The 26,178-nt window shown below is 69.5% G+C and carries 22 protein-coding genes and 2 rRNA genes (1 of these 24 cut by a window edge); 3 read left to right on the top strand and 21 right to left on the bottom strand.

All coding sequences use genetic code 11. From position 1 onward, the window contains the following. Positions 1-31: 31 nt before the first annotated feature. The 8 genes from der to K340_RS0121945 form a co-directional block, all read right to left on the bottom strand. A complete protein-coding gene (gene der / locus K340_RS32380; protein ID WP_245599679.1) occupies positions 32-1,516 on the bottom strand; it encodes a ribosome biogenesis GTPase Der in 1,485 nt (494 codons plus the stop codon). Next, a complete protein-coding gene (locus K340_RS0121975; protein WP_084614759.1) occupies positions 1,509-2,126 on the bottom strand; it encodes a lysophospholipid acyltransferase family protein in 618 nt (205 codons plus the stop codon). Before K340_RS0121975 ends, der begins: the two co-directional genes overlap by 8 nt. Before the next feature lie 86 nt (positions 2,127-2,212). Next, a complete protein-coding gene (cmk, locus tag K340_RS0121970) occupies positions 2,213-2,896 on the bottom strand; it encodes a (d)CMP kinase (RefSeq protein ID WP_029138273.1) in 684 nt (227 codons plus the stop codon). A 110-nt stretch (positions 2,897-3,006) separates the two neighbouring features. Next, positions 3,007-3,804, bottom strand: a complete 798-nt coding sequence (locus tag K340_RS0121965; protein WP_051267197.1) for a pseudouridine synthase — start codon at positions 3,802-3,804, stop codon at positions 3,007-3,009. Continuing rightward, positions 3,797-4,504 carry an SMC-Scp complex subunit ScpB gene (scpB, locus tag K340_RS0121960; protein ID WP_084614755.1) on the bottom strand — a complete coding sequence of 236 codons (708 nt, stop codon included), beginning with the start codon at positions 4,502-4,504 and terminating at the stop codon, positions 3,797-3,799. Before scpB ends, K340_RS0121965 begins: the two co-directional genes overlap by 8 nt. Further along, positions 4,501-5,373 (bottom strand): segregation and condensation protein A, encoded by an 873-nt coding sequence (locus K340_RS0121955; protein WP_084614753.1) that lies wholly within the window; start codon positions 5,371-5,373, stop codon positions 4,501-4,503. The genes scpB and K340_RS0121955 overlap by 4 nt, the downstream gene beginning before the upstream one ends. Then, positions 5,370-6,512, bottom strand: a complete 1,143-nt coding sequence (locus K340_RS32375; RefSeq protein WP_245599677.1) for a ParA family protein — start codon at positions 6,510-6,512, stop codon at positions 5,370-5,372. The genes K340_RS0121955 and K340_RS32375 overlap by 4 nt, the downstream gene beginning before the upstream one ends. Before the next feature lie 79 nt (positions 6,513-6,591). Continuing rightward, positions 6,592-7,548: a GlxA family transcriptional regulator gene (locus K340_RS0121945; protein ID WP_029138268.1), complete on the bottom strand. Its 957-nt coding sequence runs from the start codon at positions 7,546-7,548 to the stop codon at positions 6,592-6,594. Between the two features lie 91 nt (positions 7,549-7,639). Between K340_RS0121945 and K340_RS0121940 the strand changes: the two genes are divergently transcribed. From K340_RS0121940 to glmS, 3 genes are all read left to right on the top strand, one after another. Continuing rightward, entirely contained in the window at positions 7,640-8,440 is an 801-nt protein-coding gene (locus K340_RS0121940; protein ID WP_051267195.1) for an MBL fold metallo-hydrolase, read from the top strand. A 91-nt stretch (positions 8,441-8,531) separates the two neighbouring features. Continuing rightward, positions 8,532-8,792, top strand: coding sequence for a hypothetical protein (locus K340_RS0121935; RefSeq protein WP_029138266.1), 261 nt, complete (start codon positions 8,532-8,534; stop codon positions 8,790-8,792). A gap of 24 nt (positions 8,793-8,816) precedes the next feature. After that, complete coding sequence (gene glmS / locus K340_RS0121930) at positions 8,817-10,637, top strand: glutamine--fructose-6-phosphate transaminase (isomerizing) (RefSeq protein WP_029138265.1); 1,821 nt, start codon at positions 8,817-8,819, stop codon at positions 10,635-10,637. 107 nt (positions 10,638-10,744) lie between these two features. Here the strand turns inward: glmS and xerD are convergent, their stop codons facing one another. The 13 genes from xerD to K340_RS0121860 all read right to left on the bottom strand — a co-directional run. Continuing rightward, the gene (xerD, locus tag K340_RS0121925; RefSeq protein ID WP_281170751.1) at positions 10,745-11,719 is read right to left on the bottom strand and encodes a site-specific tyrosine recombinase XerD; all 975 of its coding nucleotides are present in this window, start codon (positions 11,717-11,719) and stop codon (positions 10,745-10,747) included. After that, a complete protein-coding gene (locus tag K340_RS32370) occupies positions 11,716-12,354 on the bottom strand; it encodes an NUDIX domain-containing protein (RefSeq protein WP_051267193.1) in 639 nt (212 codons plus the stop codon). Before K340_RS32370 ends, xerD begins: the two co-directional genes overlap by 4 nt. After that, positions 12,354-14,096, bottom strand: a complete 1,743-nt coding sequence (locus K340_RS32365; RefSeq protein WP_051267191.1) for a CTP synthase — start codon at positions 14,094-14,096, stop codon at positions 12,354-12,356. The genes K340_RS32370 and K340_RS32365 overlap by 1 nt, the downstream gene beginning before the upstream one ends. A 219-nt stretch (positions 14,097-14,315) precedes the next feature. Continuing rightward, positions 14,316-15,254, bottom strand: a complete 939-nt coding sequence (locus tag K340_RS0121910; RefSeq protein WP_029138263.1) for a copper transporter — start codon at positions 15,252-15,254, stop codon at positions 14,316-14,318. Then, entirely contained in the window at positions 15,255-16,424 is a 1,170-nt protein-coding gene (gene steA / locus K340_RS0121905) for a putative cytokinetic ring protein SteA (RefSeq protein ID WP_154674423.1), read from the bottom strand. 134 nt (positions 16,425-16,558) lie between these two features. Next, positions 16,559-18,325, bottom strand: a complete 1,767-nt coding sequence (gene recN, locus K340_RS32360) for a DNA repair protein RecN (protein ID WP_051267189.1) — start codon at positions 18,323-18,325, stop codon at positions 16,559-16,561. A 10-nt stretch (positions 18,326-18,335) separates the two neighbouring features. Beyond that, the gene (locus K340_RS0121895; RefSeq protein ID WP_051267187.1) at positions 18,336-19,238 is read right to left on the bottom strand and encodes an NAD kinase; all 903 of its coding nucleotides are present in this window, start codon (positions 19,236-19,238) and stop codon (positions 18,336-18,338) included. After that, positions 19,235-20,038, bottom strand: coding sequence for a TlyA family RNA methyltransferase (locus K340_RS0121890; RefSeq protein WP_029138260.1), 804 nt, complete (start codon positions 20,036-20,038; stop codon positions 19,235-19,237). The genes K340_RS0121895 and K340_RS0121890 overlap by 4 nt, the downstream gene beginning before the upstream one ends. A 1-nt stretch (position 20,039) precedes the next feature. Continuing rightward, positions 20,040-20,240, bottom strand: a complete 201-nt coding sequence (locus K340_RS0121885; RefSeq protein WP_029138259.1) for a hypothetical protein — start codon at positions 20,238-20,240, stop codon at positions 20,040-20,042. 53 nt (positions 20,241-20,293) lie between these two features. Next, positions 20,294-21,376 (bottom strand): HAD-IIA family hydrolase, encoded by a 1,083-nt coding sequence (locus tag K340_RS0121880; RefSeq protein WP_029138258.1) that lies wholly within the window; start codon positions 21,374-21,376, stop codon positions 20,294-20,296. Further along, positions 21,376-22,182, bottom strand: a complete 807-nt coding sequence (locus tag K340_RS32355) for a tetratricopeptide repeat protein (protein ID WP_051267185.1) — start codon at positions 22,180-22,182, stop codon at positions 21,376-21,378. The genes K340_RS0121880 and K340_RS32355 overlap by 1 nt, the downstream gene beginning before the upstream one ends. A gap of 1,909 nt (positions 22,183-24,091) precedes the next feature. After that, positions 24,092-24,208 (bottom strand): 5S ribosomal RNA (gene rrf, locus K340_RS0121870). Positions 24,209-24,302: 94 nt separating this feature from the next. Beyond that, positions 24,303-26,178: ribosomal RNA gene (locus tag K340_RS0121860) — 23S ribosomal RNA — on the bottom strand (it continues 1,234 nt past the right edge of the window).

The raw sequence follows: 26,178 nt of genomic DNA, 5'->3' as shown, positions 1-26,178 counted from the left end.
CAACATCGGGCCCGGGGCGACCGGCGCCGGATCAGTTGGTGCGACCGCGCTTCTCCCTGACCCGCACGTTGATCCGGATCGGCGAACCGGCGAACCCGAAGTCCTCCCGCAACCGGCGTTCGATGAAGCGCCGATAGCCCGCCTCCAGGAAGCCGGTGGTGAACAGCACGAACGTCGGCGGACGATTGGCCGCTTGGGTCGCGAACAACACCCTCGGCTGCTTACCGCCACGGACCGGCGGCGGTGTCGCCTGGATCAGTTCCTTGAGCCAGCCGTTCAACTGCCCAGTGGGGATCCGCTTGTCCCAGGAGGCCAACGCGGTCCGCAGGGCCGGTGCAATCCGGTGAACGCCGCGCCCGGTGGTCGCGGAGATGTTCACCCGCTCTGCCCACGGCACCCGGTTCAACTCCCGCTCGAGTTCGCGGTTGCTCTCCTGCCGGCGATCGGCATCGACCAGGTCGGCCTTGTTCAGCGCGATCAACAGCGCCCGGCCCGACTCGGCGACCATCGAGATCACCCGCTGGTCCTGCTCGGTGATCGGATCCGCCGAATCGATCAGTACCACCGCGACCTCCGCGGCCTCCAGTGCCGACTGGGTGCGCAGCGAGGCGTAGAACTCGGTGCCCTTGGCGGTGCGGACCTTGCGCCGCAATCCGGCGGTGTCGACGAATCGCCACACCTCGCCGTCGAGTTCCACCAGCGAGTCGACCGGGTCGACGGTGGTGCCGGACACCGAATCGACGACCGACCGGCTCTCGCCGGCCAGCTTGTTGAGCAGCGACGACTTGCCGACGTTCGGCTTGCCGACCAGCGCGACCCGACGGGGGCCGGCGACGGTACCGAACTGCTCCGGCGGCGCTGTCGGCAGCTTCTCCAGGATCCGGTCAAGCAGATCCCCCGACCCACGGCCGTGCAACGCCGATACCCCGAACGGTTCGCCGAGCCCAAGGCTCCACAGGTGCGCCATGTCCGACTCGGTGCGCTCGTCGTCGACCTTGTTGGCCACCAGGATCACCGGTCGTTTCGATCGGCGCAGCACCTTGGCGATCGCCTCGTCGGTGGCGGTGGCTCCGACCGAGGCGTCGACCACCACGACCACCACGTCGGTGGAGGCCATCGCCCGGTCCGCCTGTGCCGCGACGGCGGCCTGCAGTCCCTTGGCGTCCGGTTCCCAGCCACCGGTATCGACGACAGTGAAGCGCTTTCCGCGCCACAGCGCATCGTAGGACACCCGGTCGCGGGTGACGCCGGGGATGTCCTGCACCACGGCCTCCCTCCGGCCGATCACCCGGTTCACCAGGGTGGACTTGCCGACGTTGGGCCGACCGACCACAGCCACCGTCGGGACGTACTCGCCGCCGGACTCCCCCGCCTGGTCGGCGCCGTCGGCGGTGTCCTCCCAGCCGGCGAACTCACTCTCGTCCGACCAGCTGCCGTCCGCCGGGTCTGCCGGCCCGCCGGATCCGCGGAAATCTGTTGCGGCGCCGTCGTTACCGGCGCCTTCCAGCTCAGTCACGAGATGTGCCCTTTTCTGCCAATTCGTTGTCCAGTTCGGCCACCAGAGCCGATAGGTGTTGCTGGATCGTCGAGGTTGCGGCCTCGACAGCCTTCTTGCCGGCACCGGGCGGCACCTGGAACGCGTCGCCGATCAGCACGTCGACCTGCGGTTTGAACCGCCGCCGGGATCCTTCCGGTCTGGCGGTGCCTCGGATGGCGACCGGCACCACGGTCGCGTTCGCCCTGACCGCCAACCAGCCGGCGCCGTTGAACACGTTCTCCACCAGCCCGGCTCCGCGGGTGCCCTCCGGGAAGATGCCGATGCACCCGCCGGCCTTCAGTTGGGCAAGCGCGTCCAACAGCGGTTTGCGGTCGGGCACGTCTCGGTTGATCGCGTATTGGCCGACGTTCGTCAGCAGCCAGCCCAACGGCCCCTTCACCGCCTCCGCCTTCACCAGGAACGAGACCCGGCGCGGCAAGATGCCGAAGAGCACCGGCCCGTCGATGAAATTGCTGTGGTTGGCCACGAAGAGCACGGCGCCGGTCGGGGGCACCCGGTCCAGCCCGCGGATCCGGTTGCGGTACAACAGGGTTCGCAACGCCACCCCGATCCGACGGCCGCGATCCATCCCCTTCCGCCCGGAGTGCTCCGGAGTCGGGTCGGCGGCGCCGGGCAGCCGGAAGAAACTCCCGCGGTCAGATCTTTCCGCCCCGGTCAATTGATCCCCCGTTCCGCCGCAAAGGCGAGGATCTGTTCGACGACCTGATCGGCGGTCAGGTCCGAGCTGTCGAGATGAATCGCGTCGTCGGCTGCCCGGAGCGGGGCGGTGGCCCGGCCGGAGTCGACGGTGTCCCGACGATTCAGGTCGGCCCGAACTGCGTCCAGATCGTTCGGTGCGGCCGGCACGTTGACCGCACCGTTCTGCCGATGACGGCGGCGCGCACGTTCGGACTCGTCGGCGGTCAGATACACCTTCAGTGTCGCATCGGGTGCGATCACGGTGCCGATGTCCCGGCCCTCGACCACCATCCGCCCGGTGTGCGCCAGCTGCTGCTGTCGTTCCATCAACCACTCCCGCACCGCCGGGTTCGCCGACACCGGAGTCACCGCGAGAGTGACGTCCCCACCGCGGATCTGCGCGGTCACGTCGTCGCCGTCCAGGTCGTGTTGCTGCCGATCGGGATCGGTGGGCGAATGGAACTGCACCAGCGGCAGGTGGTCGGCCACCGCGGCCTCGTCTGCCGGATCGACCCCGGCCCGCAGTATCGCCAGGGTGACGATCCGGTACATCGCGCCGGTGTCGAGGTAGCCGGCCCTGAGCTGTCTGGCCAGGTGCTTGGCGACGGTGGACTTCCCCGTCCCGGACGGCCCGTCGATCGCGATCACGAATCGGTCGATCAGTTCGGTCACAGCGTCACAGCCCGATTGTTCGCCTCCGCGGTCGCTCCGGGCCGGGATCGGACGCTCCTGCATCGCCTCCGATCCCTTTACCTCCGCTCCCCGTCGGCTCACAGCCCGACAGCCTTGTACAGCAAGGAGATCTCCACCGGGTTCAGCTTGCGCAGGGTGCCGGGCCGCTGGTGCCCCAGCTGCACCTCGCCGATCTGGGTACGGACCAACCGGGACACCGGATGCCCGGCGGCGGCGAGCATCCGGCGCACGATGTGCTTGCGGCCCTCGTGCAGCACCACCTCGACGACCGCCCGGTTGTTGTGCACGTCGACGACGTCGAACGAGTCCACCTTGACGATCCCGTCGTCCAGCTCGATCCCGCGGTGCAACCGCCGGCCGAGATCGCGCGGCACCGGTGCGGGGATCTCCGCCATGTAGGTCTTGGTGACCCCGAATGACGGGTGGGTGAGTCGGTGCGCCAGTTCGCCGTCGTTGGTGAGCAGCAGCAGTCCCTCGGAATCCATGTCCAGCCGGCCGACGTGAAACAGCCTGGCCGAATCCTTCCACTCCTCGACGAGCTCGCCGACGTGCGGGCGACCCTGCTCGTCGGACATGGTGGACAGCATCCCCGGCGGCTTGTTCAGCGCCAGGTAGACCTGATCACCACGCATCTGGATCCGGTTGCCGTCGACGTGCACCACGGCGTTGTCCGGGTCGATCCGCAGTCCCATCTCCCGGACCACGATGCCGTCGACCTTGATCCGGCCGTCCCGGATCATCTCTTCGGCCTTACGGCGGGACGCGACACCGGCCGCGGACAGCACCTTCTGCAGCCGGACACCGTCCGATCGTTCGTCGTCGGTGAATTCGGGCGCGCGGGTCTTGCGCGCCGGGTGCTTGTAGGGGTCAGACATCGTCGATCGCATCCACTTCCGGCAGTAACGGGCCGATTTCGGGGAGCTCTTCCAGGGAGTTCAGCCCCAGTCGCTCGGTGAACAATTCGGTCGTCCGGTACAGCATCGCACCAGTTTCGCCGTCGGTACCAACTTCTTCGATCAGCCCGCGGGCCACCAGGGTGCGGATCACCCCGTCCACGTTCACGCCGCGGACACCGGCGATCCTCGCCCTGGTCACCGGCTGTCGATAGGCAATCACCGCAAGGGTTTCCAGCGCTGCCCGGGACAATCGGGTCTGCTGTCCGTCCAGCACGAACCGTTCGACCACCGGCGCGAACTTCTCTCGGGTGTAGAACCGCCAGCCGCCGCCGATCTCTCGTAGATCGATGCCGGAACCGCTGTGCCGCAGCCGATCGGCGAGCGCTAACAGCTCGGTCCGCACCTGGGTGGACGTCCGGCCGACCGCCACCGCCAGCGCCTGCTCGCTGACCGGGCTGTCCACCACCAGCAGCACCGCCTCCAGGGCCGCCGCCAACTCGTCGTCGGCGATCGCCGGCTCGGCCACCGCTTCGGCCTCGTCGAGCTCGACCTCCTCCGGCCCGGCCGTGCCCGCCTCGGTCGCCTCCGGCTCGATCACCTCGGCCGCACTCACCCCGATCCCGGTCACCTCGGGAACAGTCGTCAGACCCGTTGTGCCCGGATCGCTCTCGCTACTCACTCGTACTCCTCATCGGTGGCGATACCGGCGGCCGCCGCGTCCTCGGAATCGCCGGTCCAGCGGACCGTCAGCATGCCGAGCGGCTCCGGTTGGTCGAAGGCGACCGCTGCCTCCCGGTACAGGTTGAGCAGGCCCAGGAACCGGGCCACCACCTCCATGGTGCTCTCGCAGCCGGCGACCAGCTCCGCGAAGGTCATCCGACCGTGTCCGGACAGCAGCTCGCGGATGACGGCGGTGTGCTCGGCCACCGACACGGTCGAGGTGTGGATGTGGTCGAGCGACACACTCGGCGGCGGCTTCGGGCGGAACACGGCGGCCGCCATCTCGGCGAAGGCCGCAGCGTCCATCCCGATCCGCACCTCCGGCAGCAGCCCGAGATAGCGATCCTCCAGCGTCACCGCCCGCGGATAGCGGCGCAGGGCACTGGCTTCCAGTTCCCGGAACAACCCGGCGACCTGTTGGAAGGCGCGGTAGGCAAGCAGCCGGGCGAAGAGCAGGTCCTTGGCCTCAAGGTAGGCCAGCTCCTCCGGGTTCTCCAGGTCGGCATCCGGCAGCAGCCGGGCCGCCTTGAGATCCAGCAGGGTCGCGGCCACCACCAGAAAGGCGGTCACCTGCTCCAGATCCCAGGCATCGTCCATCGCCCTGGTGTAGGCGATGAAGTCGTCCGTCACCCGATGCAGCGCCACCTCGGTGACGTCCATCCGATGCTGACTGATCAATTGCAGCAACAGGTCGAACGGCCCGTCGAAGTTGTCCAGCCGGACCCGGAACGCCGCCCGGTCGCCGGTGGCCGCAACGGGTGGTCCCTCGGGTGGTGTCTCGATCGGAGGCAGGGCGTCCGGATCGGCCACCACGCCACCGGGGGTCACCGCGCGATCACTTCCCGGGCCAGCGCCCGGTAGGCCTCGGCGGCCGGTGAGGTCGGCGCATAGGAGGTGATCGGTTCGCCGGCGACAGTGGTCTCGGGGAACTTCACCGTCCTGGCGATCACCGCGTCGAAGACCTGATCGCCGAACCGCTGCACCAGCATCGCGACGACGTCGCGGGCGTGCACGGTCCGGCCGTCGAACATGGTGACCAGCACGCCGTCGATGGTCAGCTCGGGATTGATCCGCTCCTGCACCTTCTCCACGGTGTCGACCAGCAGTGCCACGCCGCGCAGCGAGAAGAACTCGGCGGCCACCGGCATGATCACCCCGTGCGAACAGGCCAGTGCGTTGACCGTGAGCAGGCCCAGTGACGGCTGGCAGTCGATCAGCACGTAGTCGTAGGCGTGCAACACCGGTCGCAGCGCACGGGCCAGGGTCTGCTCCCGGCCGACCTCGTTGATCAGCTGCACCTCGGCAGCCGACAGGTCGATGTTCGCCGGGATCAGGTCGAGGTTCTCCACGTCGGTGCTCACCAGCACGTCGGAGATCGCGGTGGTCTTCTCCAGCATCAGGTTGTAGATCGTCCGGTCCAGCTCGTGCGATGGCACCCCGAGACCGGCCGACAGCGCGCCCTGCGGGTCGAGGTCGACCAGCAACACCCGGCGGCCGAAGCCGGCCAGCGCCGCGCCCAGGTTGATGGTCGAGGTGGTCTTGCCGACCCCGCCCTTCTGGTTGCACATGGCGATCACCCTGGCCGGTCCATGGCTGCTCAGCGCGGCTGGTTCGGGGATCGTCCGCAGCGGTCGACCGGTCGGGCCGATCTCGCCGTCGGCGGGCTTGGGCGCCGGCGCGGCAGCCGGGGGCGCCGGCGCGGCAGCCGGCGCTACTGGGGCGGCGGCAGGCGGCGCCGGCGTGGCGGCAGGCGACACCGGCGCGGCGGCAGGCCGATCCTCGGTCGGGGCGGTCCGTTCCTGGGTCGGGGCAGCACCGTGAGTGCTGGTGTCGGGGTGGGCCGGCGTGGTGGGCGCTGCGGCCGGGGCTTGCTGGGCGGGGCGAGGATCCGCGCTGGCGGCGATCCAGGCCCCATCATCCGGTTCGGTCATCGGCTCAACGAACTCCCAGTCCTGTCGTGTCGTCATCCCGACGAACGTCAGGCAAGACTATGCGGACTCGCCGATGAGCACCAACGTCACCGCGCCGCGAGCGTGTCCCGGCCGGTCATCCGGCCCGCAGTGCGAACTGCTCGCGGTGCCGGCGCGGGCTGGTGCCGAGTTCGTCGCGGAAGTGCCGCCGCAGCGAGACGGCCGACCCGAAGCCGCTGCGCTCGGCGACGGTGTCGATCGCCAGGTCGGTGGTCTCCAGCAGTCCGCGGGCATGATCGAGCCGTTGCGTCAGCAGCCACTGCCCAGGGCTGACGCCGGTCCGCTCCCGGAACCGTCGGGTGAAGGTGCGCCGGGACAGGGCCACTGCCGCGGCCCAACGATCCAGGTCCACCGGCTCGTCGAGCCGCAGGCGGGCCCAGCTCATCGCCTCGGCGATGTCGTCCCGCAGGTCGGCCGGCACCACCGGCAGCTCGATGTGCTGCGCCTGGGAGCCGCCGCGGTGCGGCGCCATCACCAGCCGCTTCGCCAATTGCGCAGCGGGTGCGGCGCCGTGATCGGAGCGCACCAGATGCAGGCAGCAGTCCAGCGCCGCGACCGTGCCGGCCGAGGTCACCACGTCACCGAGGTCCGTCCACAGCACGTCGGAGCGCACCTGGACGGCCGGGTACGCGGCGGCGAGCTGGGCGGCGGCGTGCCAATGGGTGGTGACGGTGCGGCCGTCGACGATGCCGGAGGCGGCCACCACGAAGGCACCGACGCACAGTCCGACGATCCTGGCGCCCCTGGCGTGTGCGGTGCGGACCGCGAGCGACAGCGCGGGCGGCACCGGTCGGTCACGGTCCCAGCTGGGGATCACCACGGTGTCGGCACCGTCGAACGCCGACAGGTCGTGGTGCACGGCGATGTCGAACCCGGCCTTGGTCCGCAGCGGGCCGGCCGTCAGGCCGCAGACGGTGACGTCGTAGTCCATCGGGATCGACCCGGTGAGCTCGGAGCCGAACACGATGGTCGGCACGGACAGATGGAACGGGCTCATCTCTTCGAAGGCCAGGACGGCGATCCGGTGCGGCATCGACCGATCGTAGCCGCATTTGGCCCGAACTGACCGAACGGTGTCCTGCAGGCCACTGGTCGCGGCGGTGTCGGCAAGCTGAGATGGAGCCATGACAGCTGCCGGCACTTCCACCACCCAGACCACCCCGATCGAGTTCCTGCATGTCGGCGGTCCGACCGTTCTGCTGACCGTGGCCGGGCTGCGCATCCTCACCGACCCGACCTTCGATCCGCCCGGGCCGCATCCGGTCGGCGAGCGCTCGCTGCTCAAACTGACCGGTCCGGCAGTGGCCAGGGCCGATCTCGGCCGCATCGATCTGGTGCTGCTCTCGCACGATCAACACCCGGACAATCTCGATGACGAAGGCCGGGTCGCGCTCGCCGAGGCGGGGCAGGTGCTGTCCACACCCGCTGCGGCGCAGCGCATCCCGGGTGTCACCGGCCTGCAGCCGTGGGACTCGGCTGACGTCTCGACACCGGACGGTGGTGCGCTGACGATCACCGCGGTGCCGGCCCTGCACGGGCCGCCGGGCGCGGACGCCGAGACGATGTCCGGTCACGTCACCGGCTTCGTGCTCAGCGGGGCGGACCTGCCGACCGTGTACGTGTCCGGCGACAACGCCTCGGTCGGTCTGGTCCGGCAGATCGCGCAGCGGTTTCCCTCGATCGACGTCGCCGTGCTGTTCGCCGGTGCCGCCCGCCGGCCGGGTCTTGACGATCCGCTGACCCTCACCGCGGATGACGCGGTGCTGGCCGCGCGGGCGCTCGGCGGGCCGCTGGTGGTACCCGTGCACACCGAGGGCTGGCTGCACTTCACCGAGGGCCCCGGCACCCTGGCCCGGGCATTCCTGCAGGCCGGCTTGCAGCACCTGCTGCGAATCCCACTGGCCGGCGTGCCGCTGCAGACCTGAGGGCGACTCACAGCGACCCACGAACGACAGGAATCTGCCCGATATCGGGCAGATTCTTGCGTTAGGCCGGAGCAGAGCGCAGAATCACCGAGTGCCCGACCCCGAGCTGATTGCGCGCATCGCGGCGACCACCGGTCTGGCGAGCGCCGAGGCAGGGCGGGTCATCGATGACGTGCTCGCCTACTACGCCGAATCCGTCGACGCCTTCGTGCGCCGACGGCACTCGGAGTTGCAGCTGGCGGGCATCCGCAACGCTCAGGCGTTCGCGCAGATCGCCGGCGAGCTGAAGACACGGGTGGTCGGCGCACCGAACCTCAGCGAGCGGCAATTGCGTCGCATCGTCTACAGCTGATCCACCGAAACGAAGGAGACACACATGTGCGGAATCGTCGGCTATCTCGGTGACCAGCAGGCCGCCGGGATCCTGGTCGAGGGGCTCTCCCAGTTGGAGTACCGCGGCTACGACTCGGCCGGCATCGCGGTGCTCTCCCCTTCCGGCGTCAAGGTAGTCCGGACCGTCGGCCGGGTGCGCGACCTGCAGGCCGCCCTGCCCAAGCGGCTCGGCGGCAAGGTCGGGATCGGCCACACCCGATGGGCCACCCACGGCCCGGCGACCGAGCCGAACGCGCACCCGCAGGCCAGCCAGGACGGGCGGATCCAGGTGGTGCACAACGGGATCCTGGACAACGCCGCCGCCCTGCGCGAGTCGCTGACCACCGCCGGGGTGACGCTCAGTTCGGACACCGACACCGAGGTGCTGGCCCATCTGATCGCGCGATCACCGGCGAAGACGTTGGAGGACAAGGTGATCGAGGCATTGAGCCACGTCACCGGGACCTACGCGATCGCCGTGCTCAGCGCCGATCACCCGGACCGGGTCGTGGTGGCCCGCAACGGTTCCCCGCTGGTGCTGGGCATCGGCGAGAGGGAGATGTTCATCGGCAGCGACGTCGCCGCCCTGGTCCGGCACACCAGCCAGGTGGTGCATCTGGACGACGGCGAGTTCGCCACCGTCACCCGCGACGGTTTCAAGACCTTCACCGCCGACAGCATCGAGACCGGGAAAACCCCGGAACAGATCGAGATGACCGCCGAGGAACTGCAACTCGCCGGCCACTCGCACTACATGTACAAGGAGATCCTCGAGCAGCCGTCGTCGGTGGAACGAATGCTCCGCGGACGGCTGGACGAACGGTTCGCCACCGCCCGGCTGGACGGCCTGCAACTCGATCCCCGTGAGCTGCGCGGAATCCGCCGGGTCAAGGTGCTCGGCTGCGGTTCCGCGTTCTATTCCGGTCAACTCGGGGCCGCCCTGATCGAGCAGCTGGCCAGGGTGCCGGCCGACGCCGAGGCGGCCTCCGAATTCCGCTACCGCAACCCGATCATCGAGCCAGACACGCTGTACGTAGCCGTCAGCCAGTCCGGCGAGACCGCGGACACGCTGTTCGCCGTGCGGGAGATCCAGCGCAAGGGCGGCCGGGTGGTCGGCCTGGTCAATGTGGTCGGCTCGTCGATCGCCCGGCAGTGCGACGGCGGGATCTACCTGCACGCCGGCCCGGAGATCTCGGTGGCATCGACCAAGGCGCTGACGCACATGTCGCTCGGCTTCGCACTGCTGGCCCTGGCACTGGGCCGGGTCCGGGACCTGTCGTTCACCGACGGACTGCGGATCATCAACGGGCTCAAGCGGATTCCGGACCAGATCAGCGAGATCATCGACAGCGAACCGCACATCACCACCGTCGCCAAGGGACTGGCCGGCGCCGAGAGCCTGTTCTTCGTCGGCCGGGTGCACGGCTTCCCCGTCGCCCGCGAGGGCGCGCAGAAGTTCAAAGAGATCTCCTACCGGCACGCCGAGGCGTACCAGACCAGCGAACTCAAGCACGGCCCGCTGGCGCTGATCAGTGAGACGTTGCCGACCGTCGCGGTGATCCCGGACGACGAACTGCTGCAGCGCAACATCGGTGCGGCCCACGAGATCACCGCCCGCCGCGGGCCCCTGGTCGTCATCACCCATGCCGGCGTCGACCTCGGCAATCTGGACGCCGAGCGGATCGACGTGCCGAAGAACGAACCCGAGCTGGACCCGATCCTGCTGACCATCCCCACCCAGCTGCTGGCCTACCATGCGGCACTCGAGCTGGGCCACGACATCGACCGCCCCCGCAACCTGGCGAAGTCCGTCACCGTCGAGTAACCCGGCACGGCGCTTATCAACATCTCCGCCGCTTGCCAAATCGACGAATTCCGTCACACCCGTCCCAAACGGGCCCACTTCGAGAGCGCAAGCGAAGATGATAAGCGTCAACGGGCGCGGGGATGTGAGGTGGCGTAGACCTCGCGCAGGGTGTCGACGGTCACCAGGGTGTAGATCTGCGTCGTCGTCACTGAAGCGTGACCCAGTAGTTCCTGAACCGTGCGGACATCGGCGCCGCCCTCCAGTAGGTGGGTGGCGAAGGAGTGCCGCAGGGTGTGCGGAGACACGTTGTCCGCCAGGCCGATCCGTTCGGCGACGTCGTGCAGCACCTGCCAGGCGGACTGCCGGGACAACCGGGATCCGCGGACGTTGAGCAACAACGCCGACGACCCGCGGCCGGCAGTCACCAACGCGGGTCTCCCCCGCACCAGGTACGCCTGCACCGCATCGGCGGCGTAGGAGCCGACCGGCACGATCCGCTCCTTGGACCCCTTGCCGAACAACCGGACAACACCCGCCGCCGGGTCGATGTCGTCCACATCCAGCCCGACGGCCTCGGAGATCCGGGCACCGGTGGCGTACAACAACTCCAGCAGCGCCCGGTCCCGCAGCCCCCGCGCGTCGTCGGTGCCGACCGATTCGAGCAGCCGGGCGATGGTCGCCACGTCCAGCGCCTTCGGCAATCGCTTGGCCGGCGTCGGCGGGTGCACATCGGCCGAGGCATCGACGGTGACGGCGCCCTCGGCCACCAGGAACCGGTGCCAGCCGCGGATCGCCACCACTGCTCTGGCCGCGGACGACGCCGCCAGCGGCGGATGCTCGGCGGTGCCCTCACGCAGCACCGCCAGATGCTCGGCGACGTGCCGCGGTTCGACGCCACCGATATCCGTCACTCCGGCGTCGGCCAGCGCGGTGAGGTACCTGGTCAGGTCACGGCGGTAGGACAGCAGGGTGTTGCGGGCCACGCCGCGCTCCACCGCAAGGTGATCGAGATAGCCGCGCAACGATCGTTGCAGCTCGGACGATGGCTCGGCATGGGCCGGGGCATCGGCCCCGGGCCCACCCGTCACCGCGTCGTTCACCAGTGCGGGTCCGGGGTCAGGTCCGGCGCATCGGGGCTGACGACGGCCGGTCCGGCCGTCCACGGATCGTCGGCCGGCCTTCCGGTGCCGCCGGTCCGGACCAGCAGGTCGGCCGCCAGCAGCCCGGCGACCGCCGAGGCGTTGACGATCCGGCCGGCCAGCACCGCGTCGACCGCTTCGGCCAACGGCACCCGGACAACGCGCAGATCCGCTTCCTCGTGGGCGATCTCGCCCTGCCGGCCGACGTCGGCCAGCCCGCGGGCCAGGAACACCCGGACCGCCTCGGTGGTGAACCCCGGCGAGACCGCAACGTCGACCAGTACCTCCCAGTCGGTCGCCGTCAGCCCGGTCTCCTCGGCCAGCTCGCGCTTCGCCGTCGCGAACGCGTCCTCACCGTCGATGTCCATCAGGCCGGCCGGCAGCTCCCACAGCCGATGCCCCAGCGGGTGCCGGTACTGCTCGATGAGCACCACCTGCCCGGCATCGTCCAGCGCCACCACCGCCGCAGCCCTGTCGTGTTCAACGACCTCGCGACTGGCCACGCCACCACCGGGCATCTCGACCCGATCGATCCGGACGCTGGCCACCACGCCGTCGAAAACCCGCTCACTGGAACGGGTCTCGAAGTCCGTCATCAGCGTTCGGCGGTGACGACGGCCCGGCGATCGGCCACCCCGGCCGGCTCGGCGGCCGAGTCGCCAACGGGGTCCATCGGCAGCCGTTCGGACTCCAGGTAGTCCAGCGATGCCCGGACGAAGGCGGCGAACAGCGGATGCGGCCGGGTCGGCCGGGACTTGAACTCCGGATGCGCCTGGGTGGCGACCAGGAACGGGTGCTGCTCGCGGTCCAACTCGACGAACTCCACCAGCGATCCGTCCGGTGAGGTGCCGGACAGCTGCAGGCCGGCCTTCTCCAACTGGTCGCGGTAGGCGTTATTGACCTCGTAGCGGTGCCGGTGCCGCTCAGAGACCTCGGTGGCGCCGTAGATCTCGGCGACCAGCGACCCGGGCGTCAGCCTCGCCGGATAGGCACCGAGCCGCATGGTGCCGCCCATGTCCTTCTCACCGGCCACCACGTCGGCCTGGTCGGCCATGGTGGCCACCACCGGGTCGGCCGCATTGGCATCGAACTCGGCCGAGTTCGCCCCGCCGAGGCCGGCCAGGTTGCGGGCGGCCTCGATCACGATGCACTGCAGTCCGAGGCACAGCCCGAGGACCGGGATCCGGTTGATCCGCGCGTAGCTGATCGCCCCGACCTTGCCCTCGATCCCGCGCACCCCGAACCCGCCGGGGATCAGCACGCCCTGGACGTCCCCGAGCGCTGCGGCCGCACCGGACGGCGTCGCGCAGTCGTCGGACGGCACCCAAACGATCTCCACCTTGGCCCGGTGCGCGAAGCCGCCGGCCCGGATCGCCTCGGTCACCGACAGGTAGGCGTCCGGCAGGTCGATGTACTTGCCCACCAACGCGATCCGCACGGTCTCGACCGGCTCGTGGACCCGGGTCAGCAGGTCGCCCCACTGGGTCCAGTCGACGTCGTGGAAGCTGAGCCCCAGCCGACGCACCACGTAGGCGTCGAGGCCTTCGGCGTGCAACACCTTCGGGATGTCGTAGATGGACGGGGCGTCCGGGCAGGCGGTGACCGCCTCCGCGTCGACGTCGCACATCAACGAGATCTTCGCCTTCAGCGCCTCCGGGATCTCCCGGTCGCTGCGGCAGACCAGCGCATCCGGCTGGATGCCGATGTTGCGCAGCGCCGCCACGCTGTGCTGGGTCGGCTTGGTCTTCAGCTCGCCGGAGGGCGCCAGGTACGGGATCAGCGAGACGTGCAGGAAGAACACGTTGTCCCGGCCGAGGTCGTGCCGGACCTGCCTGGCCGCCTCCAGGAACGGCAGCGACTCGATATCGCCGACGGTACCGCCGATCTCGGTGATCACCACGTCCGGCGCGGTCTCGCCCTTGCCGGGCACCGCCATCGAGCGGATGCGTTCCTTGATCTCGTTGGTGATGTGCGGGATCACCTGGACCGTGTCGCCGAGGTACTCACCGCGCCGTTCCCTGGCGATCACCCTGGAGTAGACCTTGCCGGTGGTGACGTTGGCGTGCTCGGACAGCTCACGGTCCAGGAACCGCTCGTAGTGCCCGATGTCCAGGTCGGTCTCGGCGCCGTCCTCGGTGACGAACACCTCGCCGTGCTGGAACGGGTTCATCGTGCCCGGATCGACGTTGATGTACGGATCGAGTTTCTGCATCGTCACCCGCAGTCCGCGCGAGGTGAGCAGGCGGCCGAGACTGGAGGCGGTGAGCCCCTTACCCAGCGACGAGGCGACGCCGCCGGTGACGAAGATGTGCTTGGTGACATGCGCCGATTGCGGCAAGGCAACTCCCGTGGTTGGCCCGAACGAGCTGTGCGGATCGGTGAAATCGCGGTGTCGAGCACCGCTACATCCACGGGATTTCACTCTAACCCACCGGGGCCGTTCCCGGCCACCGCTGGAACCTCGGCGTGCCGGAGCACACCCGCCGGCCGGGCTTGCCCCCGGACGACGAACGGGACGCCCGATCGGGCGCCCCGTTCCTCGGATCTGCGGAGTGCGTCAGTTGACGGCGAGCGCCGGAATCGGCGCCTGCGCCCCGTCGCCGACGCCGTACTGGCCGACGCCACCGCCGTTCTGCTCGACCAGGCCGAGCACCGCGGCCAGTCGGCCGGTGGAGGCCTGGGCGTCATCGACGGTGCTCACCGCGCCACTGCGGGAAGCGTCGCTGCGGACCGCGCCGACCGCGCCGGTCGCGCCGTCGGATCCGCTGCGCCCGACCACCACCACGCCGCCGGCCGCCTGCTTCAGCTGGGTGGCCATGTCGGCGACGACGGTCGCCCGGTCGGCCTCCGAACCGCCGGTGGCCGCGCCGCCGGTCAGCACCAGCACCAGCCGCCCGGGGCTCTGGGTGCCGGACGCGGTGATGAAGCCGCCGGTGGACAGCGCCGACAGCGCCGCCGTCGCCTCGTCAGCCTTGGCGGTTGCCTTGCCGTTCTTGTCGGTGAGCAGCACCGACCCGAGCACCGCGCCGGCCATCGTGCCGGAGGACGCGACCTCCGGGATGGTCGCGCCGGACGGCAGCGACTTGGCCAGCAACGCCTGCAGGTCGGCCGACCGGTTCGGGTCGGTGAAGTCCGTGGTGAGTTGGATCTGCGAGGTGACGGTGGCGCCGGACCGGGACAACAGACCGAGGATCGCGTCCCGGTCGCCCGGATCGGCATCGACCGTGCTGATCAGCACCACGGACGCCTTCGGCAGCGTGCCGCGGACCGCCAGCGGCGCGATGTCGTCGGCGAACTTCTCGCCAGCCGTCACCTGCTTGGTCAGATCGTCGGTCTGTTGCTGCAGCTGATCGCGCTGATCGGTGATCTGGGTCAGATTGCTCTGCTGCCCGACCAGGATCGGCGACTGCACCTTGGTGGCGCCGAGCACGATGCCGAGGGCGAGCGCGAGAAACACCGCCGCGATCGAGACGATGTGGGAACGCATGGAGATCATCTAGAACAGCCCCTTGACCCAGTCGGCGAATTCGTTCCAACGGGCCCTCGCCAGATCGGCGTAGGTCCCGGAGACGTCGGAGTAGTACACGGCCACGGCCATCGCGACGACGGCGGCGAGCACCAGGAACAGCACCGCCCACCAGGAGACCTTCGGCCGGTACAGCTTGCTCACCGCGGACGCCTCGACCACCTTGTCGGCGACCCGCAAGCGGACCAGGAAGCTGGAGGCCGTCGAGCCGCGGCCGCGGTCCAGCAGCTCGGCCAGCGACGCGTGCATGCCGACCGTCACCATCAGGCCGGCCTCGTGCTCATCGGCGAGCAGCAGGGCCAGATCCTCCGGGGTGCCCGATGCCGGGAAGGTGACCGCCCCGATGCCCAGATCCTGCAGCCGTTCCAGCCCGGGCGCGTGCCCGTCGGTGTCCGCGGGGATGACGACCTCGCCCCTGCTGCGCAGGGTCTCGTCCTCGATCCGGTCGGGGTTACCGACGATCACGTCCGGGGCGTACCCGGCCTCCATCAGCGCATCGGCGCCGCCGTCGACCCCGAACAGCACCGGTCGGTAGTCGCGGATGTACTTCTTCAACGACTTGAGTTCGGCGGCCGCATCCGCGGTGCCGGCCACGATCAGCACGTGCTTGCCGCTGATCTCCGTCGCCAGGTTCGGGATGCCGACGCCGTCCAGCAGCAGGGTCCGTTCCCGCTTCATGTACTCGATGGCGTTCGCCGCGAACGCCTCGAGCTGGGCGGACATCCCGGACTTCGCCTCGATCATCAGGTCGGCGACCGACTCCGGGGTCAGCTCGATCCCGCTGGCGATCTCTTCCTCACCGACGTAGATGGTGCCGCCGTCGATCCTGATCCGGGCGCCGTCCTTGAGCCGGATGAACACCTTGTCGCCGGCCTGGTCGATCAGCGGGATGCCGGCGGCCACCAGGATCTCCGGGCCCAGGTTCGGGTACCGGCCGGAGATCGACTCGGCGGCGTTGACCACGGCGGTGACGCCGGCCTTGACCAGTGCATCCGCGGTCGCCCGGTCGATGTCGGTGTGGTCGAAGATCACGATGTCGCCGTTGCCGACACGGCCGATCAACGAGTCGCTACGACGAGCAACCCGTGCGACGCCTGTGACTCCTGGTAGAGCGTGAGGCTGGCGTGACAAGAGTTTCATATGTGGCATGGTGGCAGAAACGCCTGCCGAACGGTGGAGGCGCGACGCATCCGACCCGGTGAATTAGGCGGTCGCGCACGGTGACGACCCGGCCAATGGGCCGGCCACCGGGTCGCCCGGCGGCGGCAGTGGGGTCAGCCGGCCGCGGCGAGCAGGTCCTTCGCATGCGCCAGCGCGGTGTCGGTGTCGGTGCCGCCGAGCATCCTGGCCAGCTCGGCCAGCCGGTGGCGACCGTCGACGACGGTGACGGACGACGTGCCCACGCTGCCGTCCTGGCCGGCATCAACCACCACGTGCCGGTCGGCGAACGCCGCGACCTGAGCCAGGTGCGTCACCACGATCACCTGATGGCTCCGCGCGAGCATGGCCAACCGGCGGCCGATCTCGGTGGCCGCCCGGCCGCCGACCCCGGCGTCCACCTCGTCGAACACCAACGTGCCAACGGTGTCGGCACCGGCCAGTACCACCTCGAGAGCGAGCATCACCCGGGACAGCTCGCCGCCGGACGCGCCCTTGGCGATCGGCAGTTCCGGCGCCCCCCGATGCGCCGTCATGACGATCTCGACCTGGTCGATGCCGTCGGGACCGGCGTGCACCCGTTCGGTCTTCTCACCGCGGCCGATCACCAGGGTTTCGGCCGCCCGGCCGCCGTCATCGGCGGTGCCGTCCGCTACCAACCGATGGCTGACGGCGACCCGCACCTTCGCCCGGCCCATCGCCAGGTGCGCGAGTTCAGCGGTGGCGGCCTCGCCGAGCCGGCCGGCCGCCTCGGTACGCCGCCGGGACAGCTCGACGGCCAGTTTCGCCGTCCGCGCGCCGAGCTCGGTGACCCGCTCGGCGAGCGCCGCCAGTGCCTCGTCCGAGGAGTCAAGCGATGCCAGCTCCCGGCGGGCATCGGCCGCCCAGGCCAGCACTGCGTCGGTGTCGGCGCCGTACCGGCGCGACAGCGCACGCAGCACCGCCTGCCGGGACAGCGTCTGCTCCAGCGCGGCCGGGTCGTCGTCCAGTTCGTCCAGGTATGACGAGAGCTCGGCGCCGACCTCGGTGAGCACGGACATGGCCTGGTGCAGGGCCGGCGCCCAGTTCGTCAGCCGCGGGTCGTCGCTGCCGGCCAGCAGGTGCTCGGCGGCGCCGACCAGGCCGACCGCGTTCGCGGCGTCCGAGGTCACGTCGCTGCCGGACAGTGCCTCCAACGATGCGGCGGCTGCGCTGCGCAGCGCATCAACGTTCTCCAGCCGGCGGACCGTCGCGTTGAGCTCGGCGTCCTCCCCCGGCAGCGGGGCGACCTGGTCGATCTCGGCCAGGCCCATCCGCAATAGTTGTTCGCGCTGGGCGAGTTCCCGGGCCCGCCCGGTCCGGTCCGCCAACTCCGCGGCCGCGGCCTGCCAGCCGGCGCGGGCGTCGCGGTAGCCGGCCACCAGGTCGGCCAGACCGGCGTAGCGGTCGAGCACCTGTCGTTGGGCGGCGGGCTGCAGCAGCGAGATCGCTTCCGATTGCCCATGGACCGCCAGCAGCGGCTCGGTCAGCTCGGCCAGTGCCGCCAACGGGGCCGTCCGGCCGCCGATGTGCGCCCGCGACCGGCCTTCCGCGGACACCGTCCGCACGCAGATCACCGAGCCGTCGTCGTCGAGGGCACCACCGGCCGCGCCGACCGCCGCCGCCAGCGTGTCGCCGGTCGGCGTTCCCGCGGGAACGTGCCACCTGGCCTCGACGGCGGCCTTCTCGGCTCCGGCCCGCACCCTGGCCGCATCACCGCGGCCACCGCCGGCCAGGCCGAGGGCGGTCACCACCATCGTCTTGCCGGCGCCGGTCTCGCCGGTCACCACGGTGAGGCCGGGGTGCGGCTCGATCACGGCGTCGGAGATCACTCCGAGGCCGGAGATCCGCAATTCGCTGAGCATTGCCGCAACGCTAGTGCCGTTGGTCGCGCCAGCCGTGCACCGGGAGGGCGAACTTGCGGACCAGCCGGTCGGTGAACTGTTCGTCGCCGATCCGGGCCAGCGCCACCGGGGTGACGCCGCGGCGGACGTGCACCCGGCTGCCCGGCGGCGCGTCGAACGACCGGCGGCCGTCGCAGGCCACCGTGCCGTCGTGTCCATCCGGGTCCAGGTGCACGGTGACCGTCGAATCGGGCCCGACCACGGCCGCGCGGGCGAACAACGCATGCGCGTTGAGCGGCGCCACCAGCAGTGCCTCGACCGCGGGCCAGACGATCGGACCGCCCGCCGAGAACGCGTACGCCGTCGATCCGGTCGGCGTGCTGATCAGCACCCCGTCACAGCCGTAGGCGGACAGCCCGTGCCCGTCGACCTCGACGACCACGTCGAGAATCCTTTCCCGGCTGGACTTCTCCACGCTGATCTCGTTCAGCGCCCAGCAGGTGTAGACGATCTCGCCGGCGACTTCGACGGCGACGTCGACCGTCATCCGGTCGACGAGTCGGTAGCTGCGGGCGACGATGGCGTCCAGCACCGCGTCGATGTGGTCGGCGTCCACCTCGGCCAGGAAACCCACCCGGCCGAGATTGACCCCCAGCACGCCGGCGCGCAGCGGCCGGGCCTGCTCCGCGGCGCGAAGCAGGGTGCCGTCGCCGCCCAGCGCCAGCACCAGCTCCACCGGCCGGTCGTCGCTGACGGCCAGGCCGAGATCCGGCCCTTCGTCGGGCAGCGCGACCAGGGTCACGCCGGCCTCCGCGAGTCGGTCGGCGGCTTCGGTGACGACCTCGCGGATGTCGGCCCGACCGGTGTGCGCGACCAGCAGCACCCGACGCTCCGCCTGCTCCCGACCGACGGTCGGGGGAATGGTTGAAGTCATTGCGGCCCTTCCGCGACGGCCTGTTCGATGCGCTGAGCCGCGTCCGCGTCGGTCGGGGCATCGGCGCGCAGGTGGACGAAGTACTCGACGTTGCCACTCGGTCCGGGCAGCGGTGATGCCTGCACCCCGGCCAGCCCGCGGCCGAGCCCGGCGGCGGCGGCCACCACGGTGGACACCGCGTCGGCGCGCAGCTCCGGCGAGCGGACGACACCGCCGGCTCCGAGCCGTTCCTTGCCGACCTCGAACTGCGGCTTCACCATCAGCACCAGGTCGCCGGCCGGCTCGGTGCAGGCGATGAGGGCGGGCAGCACCACCGTCAGCGAGATGAAGGACAGATCGGAGACGGTCAGGCCGACCCGCCCACCGATGTCGTCGGGCGTCAGCCGGCGGACGTTCGTCCGATCGAATACCTGGACCCGCTGATCGTTCTGCAGCCGCCAGATCAGTTGTCCGTAGCCGACGTCGACCGCCACTACCTCGCGCGCGCCCCTGCGCAGCAGCACATCGGTGAAGCCACCCGTCGAGGCCCCGGCGTCCAGGCATCTGGCGCCGTCGACCTCGACGTCGGCGAACGCATCCAACGCGCCGATCAGCTTGTGGGCACCACGGGAGGCCCAGTTCTCGTCGGTCTCGTCCGCGGTGACGAGCAACGGCGCACCCGGATCGACCGCGGTGGCGGGCTTGGTCGCGGTGCGTCCGGACGCCGTCACCCGGCCCGCCGCGATGAGTTCGGCGGCGTGCTCACGGGAGCGGGCCAACCCGCGCCGCACGAGTTCGGCGTCCAGCCGGGCACGACGCACCTCAGCGACCCGGACGGTCGCCGGTCCGGGCGTCGACCGGTGCCGGACCCTTGTCCGGTTGGGTGCCGGCGAGGGCGGCGGCCAGCCCGGCGTGGATGCGGCCGTAGATCGCCGGCTGCTCCGGCTCCGGGACCGAGTCCAGCGCGTCGATGTCCGCGTCGACGGCGGCCAACGGGTCGGTGGTGTGCGGACGTGGATCCACTCGCGTCTCCTAACGGGCCGTTCCGGCTGTTCTCACGGTAGTGCAGGGGCCGATCAGCCCGCGGTTGCCTGGGCGTCAGCGCGGCTGATGTCGAGTCGGTCCAACGCCTTCCCGGCGGCGGCGTCGGCGGCGCCGACCCGGATCGGCTCCCCCGCTCCCGGTCGGCTCCAGGCGGCGGCCAGCAGCGCCGCCAGCGCGCCGAGCACCGCCGTGTCGCCGGTGTTTGCCTCACCCGTGCTCGACAGCGTCAACAGGTCGTCGTCGCGGGTCACCTGCCAGCCGGCCGGCTCGGTCCCTGGAGCCGGTGCATCGGTCGAACGGGGATCCGGCAGCGCGACCACCCGGGCCGGATCCGTCAGCCCGCGCAGATCGAGACAGACGTGCGTCGGACGCCGGTGGGCGGGCGCGAGCAGCAGATCGCTGGCGCTGTTGACCCCGGTGAGCGGCATCAGGGCCGGCAGACCGGCCACGCCGGCGGCTTCGATATCGGTGTCCAGCCGGTCGCCGACCACCAGCGGACGCTTCGACCCGGCCCGTTCGATGGCACTGTCCAGTAACGGACGCGCCGGTTTGCCGGCCACCCGCGGCCGGCGGCCGGTGGCGGCGACCAGCGCCGCCACCATCGCGCCGTTGCCGGGCAGCAGACCTCGGTCGGTCGGCAGCGTCGAGTCGGAGTTGCAGGCTACCCAGTCGACACCGGCCCGCAGCGCGATGCAGGCCTCCGCCAGCTGACGCCACCCGGTGTCCGGCGAATGACCCTGAACGACGGCCACCGGTTCGTCGGCGGCCTCCTCGACCGGGATCAGGCCGACCTCGGCGATCGCCTCATGCAGGTACGGGGCGCCGACCACCAGCACCCTGGCGCCCGCCGGATGACTGGCGGCCAACATCTCGGCGGCGACGTGCGGGGAGGTGAGGACGTCATCGTCGGACGCCTGGATCCCCATGTCCGACAAGCTCTTCGCGACCACCGCGGGCGGACGCGAGGCATTGTTGGTGACGAACATCGTCGCCATTCCCATGGCTCTGGCCGCGGCCAACGCCTCCGGAACGAACGGGATGACGGTGCCGCCCAGGTAGACCGTCCCGTCCAGATCGAGCAGCGCTGCGTCGTAGGTCTCGGCCAGCGGCCTCATCACCGTTCCGGTCCGTCCTCGTCCTGACCTTCGCCGGTATCAGCGCCGTCGGCGGCGCCATCATCGGCGCCGGGGTCTGTGTCATCAACGTCCTGGACGTCCCCTGCCTCGGCCTCGGCCTCGGCCTCGGCCTCGGCTTCGGCGTCGTCAACGTCGTCGACCTCGGCTCCGGCGCCGTCAACGTCGGCGGTGTCATCACCCTCGACGTCGTCGTCCTCTGCGTCAGCGTCGACCTCGGCGCCGTCAACGTCGGCGGTGTCATCACCCTCAACATCAACGTCAACGTCAACGTCCTCGGCGTCGTCAACGTCGTCGGTGTCATCGTCAGTGCCGCCGTCGCCTGCGGCAACACGCTCCGCCAGTTCGGTGATCCGGTCGGCCGCGTCGGTGTCGTCCTCCGTGTCGGCGTCGTACGCCTTCATGAACCAGTTCAACGCGTCCGCACGGCGATCGGCGCCGGCCATCAGATCCGCGTAGGCATAGAGCAGCCGGGCGTCCGCGCCCCCGTCGGTGACGCCGGCTTCCTCGAGCATCACCATGGCGGCATCGAGCTGCCCGAGATCTGCCCTGGCTCCGGCCACCACCACCGTCATCTCGATGGCACCATCGGCGTCGAGCTCGGCCGCCTCGGCCGACCGCGAGAGTTCGATCGCCTTGTCCGGGTGACCGAGAGCGCGCTCACAATCGGCCATCACCGCCAGGTGTCCGGGGCCGCCGCCCATCCGGCGGGCAGCGCGCAGCTCCGAGATCGCCTCGGCCCATTGACCGGCCCGGTAGGCAACCAGCCCGACCGTCTCCCGGACCACGGCGATCCGCCCACCCTTCTGCCGGGCCGCCCTGGCATGGCGCCAGGCGAGCTCGGGATCCTCGTCGGCGAGCGTGCCGGCAGCGACCAGATGCCGGGCAACGAATTCGGAGCCTTCTTTGCTCAGCCCTCGCAGATCCCGTTTGACGTCGGGAGCCAGATCATCGATGTCGACCCATTCCGGGATCTGCGGCCAGGTCTCACCGCGATCCTCCTCGCGGACCCGCGAGCCACGGTCGGGCTCCCGGCGCTGCGGACGTTCGTCAGACCGACGATCGGGACGATCGCGATAGGCGGGACGGTCGCCCCGATCCTGGTAGGCAGGCCGGCCGCCGGACGACGTCCGACCATCGCGGTCGCCGTAGGACGCGCGGCCGCGGTCGTCACGCCGATCCCGGTCCGACCGGCTGCCGCTCTGTGGGCGATCCGACCGCGGCTGACGATCGTCGCGCGCCCAGGATCCGCCTGCTGCCGGGGACTCGCGGCGAGCCGGCCGCTCGCCGAACCCCGCACTCAGGTCGCCGCCGAATCGGTTCGGCCGCTCCGGGCGTTGCCCGTGCCGGTCCTCACGTGTGGGGCGGTCGTCACGGGTGGGGCGGTCGTCGCGTCTGGGCCGCGCGTCCGGGAGATCGCGGCCACCGCCACGAGTAGATCGATCGTCCCGACGTCCCCGCGAGTCACCGAACGGACGCTCCCGATCGTCCCGGCCAACCCGGTCATCCCGACGGCCACGGTCGTCGGTGCGGCCACGGTCGTCGGTGCGGCCACGGTCGTCGGTGCGGCCACGGTCGTCGGTGCGGCCACGGTCGTCGGTGCGTGGGCGGTCGTCCCGTCCCCGAGACCCTCCGGCCCGATCGTCACGTGACGATCTGTCGTCGCGTGGGCGCCAGGTTCGCTCGTCGTTGCGACCGGCCGAACCGCCTCGGTACGAGCGGTCGTCAGAGCGCGCCCCTGACCCTCGTGGTGCCCCGGCTCGGAACTGTTGGTCGTCGCGTCGATCGCCGCCGCGGTCCGGACGATCGCCGCCGCGGTACTGGTCGCCACCACTTCGAGAGCCGGGCCCCGAACTCCGATAGGGCCGGTCGTCACGCCTGGGAGCCGAATCTCCGGAAGCTCCGCGGTACGGACGGTCGTCACGTCCGGTACTCCGGTACGGACGCTCGTCTCGTCCCGAGTCCCGGTACGGACGCTCGTCGCGCCCCGTACTCCGGTACGGACGCTCGTCTCGTCCCGTACCGCGGTACGGACGGTCGTCTCGTCCCGAATCCCGGTAGGGACGGTCGTCGCGGCCGCCGCGAGCGGCGCCGCGCCGATCGTCGCCGCCCGTTCGCCGGTCATCGCCGCGTTCGGGCCGGTCGTCCCGAGAACGCCCAGTCCCGCCGCCGCTTCCGGATCCCTGCCGATACGGCCGGTCCCCGGAGCCGGTAGGGCGCGAGCCCGTGGATGCTCCGCCGGCCGATCCGCCCCGGTATCCGCCACGCGCGTCGCGCGCATCCCCCTGACGAGAGTCCTGCCCCTGGTACCGAGATCGGCCGGAGCTCGAACGGCCACTATCGGACGCACGGGCCGGTCGATCGCTACGGCCGCCAGCACCTTCGGAGCCGCCGCGCGCGTTGCGTGCGCCGCCACCGGCGTCACGCCTCCTGCGGTCGCCGCCGCCGGCACCGTCCCTGGGGGTCTCACCGTCGGTGCTCACGAAGCTCTCCTCTATGCATCTGACGGCAGTCGCCCGATCTGGACGTACGTGCCGGTGGTACGGAATCAGGGTATCCAGGCTCGGCGGGAGACCGCCTGGCCGGCCGCTCTGCCCCTGGCCCACAGTAGTGGCCGGCAACCGCACCGGCCACAATCGACCGTGCCCGGAAACCACAAAAGGGGGACCCTGATGGGTCCCCCTTTTGGGAATGAATGTCCGGCGGCGACCTACTCTCCCACACCGTGGCCGGTGCAGTACCATCGGCGCTGAAGGGCTTAGCTTCCGGGTTCGGAATGGGACCGGGCGTTTCCCCTTCGCTATGACCGCCGTAACTCTATGGAATTCAGGTCATGATCATACTCAGCAAGCTGGATGATCACGGTTACCCGTATCTCCAGAGCTGCACAGTGGACGCGTAGCATTTTTGTGGTAAGTCCTCGGCCTATTAGTACCGGTCAGCTGCACACGTTGCCGTGCTTCCACTTCCGGCCTATCAACCCGGTGGTCTAGCCGGGGGCCTTACCCCACAAAGGGTGGGAGTCCTCATCTTGGAACGAGCTTCCCGCTTAGATGCTTTCAGCGGTTATCCCTTCCGAACGTAGCCAACCAGCCGTGCTCCTGGTGGAACAACTGGCACACCAGAGGTTCGTCCGTCCCGGTCCTCTCGTACTAGGGACAGCCTTCCTCAAGACTCCTGCGCGCGCGGCGGATAGGGACCGAACTGTCTCACGACGTTCTAAACCCAGCTCGCGTGCCGCTTTAATGGGCGAACAGCCCAACCCTTGGGACCTACTCCAGCCCCAGGATGCGACGAGCCGACATCGAGGTGCCAAACCATGCCGTCGATATGGACTCTTGGGCAAGATCAGCCTGTTATCCCCGGGGTACCTTTTATCCGTTGAGCGACACCCCTTCCACAAGGTGGTGCCGGATCACTAGTCCCGACTTTCGTCCCTGCTCGATCCGTCGATCTCGCAGTCAAGCTCCCTTGTGCACTTACACTCGAAACCTGATTGCCAACCAGGCTGAGGGAACCTTTGGGCGCCTCCGTTACTCTTTAGGAGGCAACCGCCCCAGTTAAACTACCCACCAGGCACTGTCCCTGATCCGGATTACGGACCTAGGTTAGGTATCCAATACGACCAGAGTGGTATTTCAACGTTGACTCCACAGACACTGGCGTGCCCGCTTCAAAGTCTCCCACCTATCCTACACAAGTCGAACCGAACAACAATACCAAGCTATAGTAAAGGTCCCGGGGTCTTTCCGTCCTGCCGCGCGTAACGAGCATCTTTACTCGTAGTGCAATTTCGCCGAGCCTATGGTTGAGACAGTAGAGAAGTCGTTACGCCATTCGTGCAGGTCGGAACTTACCCGACAAGGAATTTCGCTACCTTAGGATGGTTATAGTTACCACCGCCGTTTACTGGGGCTTAAATTCTCAGCTTCGCTCCCGAAGGAACTAACCGGTCCTCTTAACCTTCCAGCACCGGGCAGGCGTCAGTCCATATACGTCGTCTTGCGACTTAGCATGGACCTGTGTTTTTAGTAAACAGTCGCTTCTCTCTGGTCTCTGCGGCCGAAACGTGCTAGCCCGCAAGGGGCTTCACACACCTCGGCCCTCCTTCTCCCGAAGTTACGGAGGTATTTTGCCGAGTTCCTTAACCATAGTTCGCTCGATCACCTTGGTATTCTCTACCTGACCACCTGTGTCGGTTTGGGGTACGGGCCGCTCAGAGCTCGCTAGAGGCTTTTCTCGACAGCATAGGATCACTCTACTTCGCCTCAATCGGCTATGCATCGGGTCTCAGATCAACATTCCGGCGGATTTGCCTACCGAAACTACCTACACCCTTACACCAGTATTACCACTGACTGGCGGAGCTACCTTCCTGCGTCACCCCATCGCTTGACTACTACCGGTTCGGGTCGCGCGCTCCCCAACGTTGTCCCCGAAGGGACTTGCTGGTTCGGGCGCTTAGCATTACCGGGCTCGTCATGGGCGCTCTTTCGCGGGTACGGGAATATCAACCCGTTGTCCATCGACTACGCCTGTCGGCCTCGCCTTAGGTCCCGACTCACCCTGGGCGGATTAACCTGGCCCAGGAACCCTTGGTCATTCGGTGGAGGAGTTTCTCACTCCTCATTCGCTACTCATGCCTGCATTCTCACTCGTGTGGCCTCCACGACTGGGTTACCCCGCCGCTTCGCTGGCCACACGACGCTCCCCTACCCATCCATACGACTGGACCCACTAGGTGGGCCGATCACAAGTATGAATGCCGCGGTTTCGGTGGTGTG

Source organism: Nakamurella lactea DSM 19367 (genome assembly GCF_000426645.1).
Classification (GTDB): Bacteria; Actinomycetota; Actinomycetes; order Mycobacteriales; family Nakamurellaceae; genus Nakamurella; species Nakamurella lactea.
This window is presented reverse-complemented; position numbering and strand designations above follow the sequence as displayed.

Bases quoted from the DNA above. Each gene is read 5' to 3' on its own strand.
- K340_RS0121975 (WP_084614759.1), bottom strand. From the start codon at position 2,126: ATGGATCGCGGCCGTCGGATCGGGGTGGCGTTGCGAACCCTGTTGTAC.
- K340_RS0121965 (WP_051267197.1), bottom strand. From the start codon at position 3,804: ATGTCTGACCCCTACAAGCACCCGGCGCGCAAGACCCGCGCGCCCGAA.
- K340_RS32375 (WP_245599677.1), bottom strand. From the start codon at position 6,512: ATGACGACACGACAGGACTGGGAGTTCGTTGAGCCGATGACCGAACCG.
- K340_RS0121945 (WP_029138268.1), bottom strand. From the start codon at position 7,548: ATGCCGCACCGGATCGCCGTCCTGGCCTTCGAAGAGATGAGCCCGTTC.
- K340_RS0121940 (WP_051267195.1), top strand. From the start codon at position 7,640: ATGACAGCTGCCGGCACTTCCACCACCCAGACCACCCCGATCGAGTTC.
- glmS (WP_029138265.1), top strand. From the start codon at position 8,817: ATGTGCGGAATCGTCGGCTATCTCGGTGACCAGCAGGCCGCCGGGATC.
- K340_RS32370 (WP_051267193.1), bottom strand. From the start codon at position 12,354: ATGACGGACTTCGAGACCCGTTCCAGTGAGCGGGTTTTCGACGGCGTG.
- K340_RS0121910 (WP_029138263.1), bottom strand. From the start codon at position 15,254: ATGATCTCCATGCGTTCCCACATCGTCTCGATCGCGGCGGTGTTTCTC.
- steA (WP_154674423.1), bottom strand. From the start codon at position 16,424: ATGAAACTCTTGTCACGCCAGCCTCACGCTCTACCAGGAGTCACAGGC.
- recN (WP_051267189.1), bottom strand. From the start codon at position 18,325: ATGCTCAGCGAATTGCGGATCTCCGGCCTCGGAGTGATCTCCGACGCC.
- K340_RS0121895 (WP_051267187.1), bottom strand. From the start codon at position 19,238: ATGACTTCAACCATTCCCCCGACCGTCGGTCGGGAGCAGGCGGAGCGT.
- K340_RS0121880 (WP_029138258.1), bottom strand. From the start codon at position 21,376: ATGAGGCCGCTGGCCGAGACCTACGACGCAGCGCTGCTCGATCTGGAC.